Origin of the sequence: Halorubrum sp. SP9 (assembly GCF_005435015.1) — an archaeon.
Taxonomy (GTDB): domain Archaea; phylum Halobacteriota; class Halobacteria; order Halobacteriales; family Haloferacaceae; genus Halorubrum; species Halorubrum sodomense.
In genome coordinates, this window is the sequence record NZ_SGXU01000095.1 from 1 (window position 1) to 1,565 (window position 1,565).

Here is a 1,565-nt window from a genome sequence, read left to right on the forward strand (position 1 = left end):
GGTACACGTGTCTGGGTGTGGCGAGTGGTACTTGGGCGTATGGCTCGCGGAAGGGGTATCACGTCGAACATGGTCAGATCTACGGGCGGAAACGCTACCTAATTAGCATAGGAGCTGACATAAGAGATGGCAGTATAGTCGATACCGTCGAGATCGTTGAGAACGAGGATTCCCACGCCAACTACGACAGCATCCCCGTCACCCATGAGGCATAAAGAATGCCTCAACTGTAACGGCAATATCCGCTTAATTGGCGAAATGGCTCAGGAGGGATTGAAGAAACGACCCCAGTTGTCGCGAATCGCGTGTATACCACGATGAATACAGGATTAACGAGAAGTATAAGCACAAATATTTTAACAATTTGTAGCAATTTGGCTGTATCTGATTTGGAGACAGAATAAATGACAGACACTTACCCGCTACCATGGCGACAATCAATGGGGCCGTCCAGCCTTTCGGACATTGAAATTCTGGAAAATATCGATGAAAGTGATACAATATCTATCAAATATTTGTCTAAGTCTCGGAGGTCAAAAAGTAGGCTTCGACGCCAATGTGAATATTTGGAAAGGGTTGGTTTAATTGAGCAAAGAGGAAATGAATTGTATAGCTTATCCACTAAGGGCCAAAAAGTGGTAGATGGCGAGGTTAACCCCCCTCAGTCAGATGGTTATCTTGATCTAAACTCGTTATTGAATTTGGGACAAAACAGAATAATTGATTTATCTTTCGTGAATCAAGAGGATATAAAACAAATAAACCACAATATTTTCATAGAAACGAGAGATCCCGATATAGAGTCAGAACATGAATACTCTGTAGATGTTCGAGACGCTAGGCGGGAAGATCGAAAAGTGCTATCTGTAAAAAAATGGAAATTGGACCGAATAATTCGCGAATTCCCTCGGATAGAGCCGGTAACGTCTCAGTGTGCTCACTGGGTAACTACTATTGTTTCATTCCACCCATTTCCAGATGCCAATCATCGAACTGCGATGATTACACTAGGCAGATTGATGATAGGTAATGAGATAATTGATGAAAACCATGAGTGGCCGGGAAGTGATATTGAAATTGGAAAGGCGGTTCTGCTTTCCAAGTATCATCGCCATCTATATCCAGAGCGCAAATTTGAGCGGCTTTGGAAGAAAAACACTCTATATTGGCACTGGTATCAGTACTTTGAATATTTATTATTTGATGTTGAATACCCAGCACTAGCTCATCATACCGAGCAGGAGCTACGTGAGAAATTAAAACAGATTAGAGAAAGGTAGGATCTATTCGGAATCTACAGTCCCCATCTTGACGTAGGCACTCTTTTTCTTTTCCATATGCTTCTGCATTTTTTCTTCTAATTCTTGGCGGTCCATATCTGCTATTGTGTCTGGTAGCGTCTTATACTTTGTCTCATCTTGTCCAGAGACTTTGTTGGAAATAAGAGGTAGTACAAGCGCTATTTTCCACTCACAACCGTAAGCCCATCTCGATGGCGTTGCTCCAATAACGAGCACGGTGGGATTCGAACCAAAATCAGACGTGCTCGCTCACTACGTTCGCTG

General features: G+C 42.9%; 1 protein-coding gene and 1 pseudogene. Both read left to right on the top strand.

Features of this window, described 5'->3' with window-relative positions:
• Positions 1 to 215, top strand: a pseudogene (locus EXE45_RS20800) (hypothetical protein); the annotation flags it as partial.
• 189 nt (positions 216 to 404) lie between these two features.
• Complete coding sequence (locus EXE45_RS16545) at positions 405 to 1,280, top strand: Fic family protein (protein ID WP_137694970.1); 876 nt, start codon at positions 405 to 407, stop codon at positions 1,278 to 1,280.
• Positions 1,281 to 1,565 lie beyond the last annotated feature (285 nt).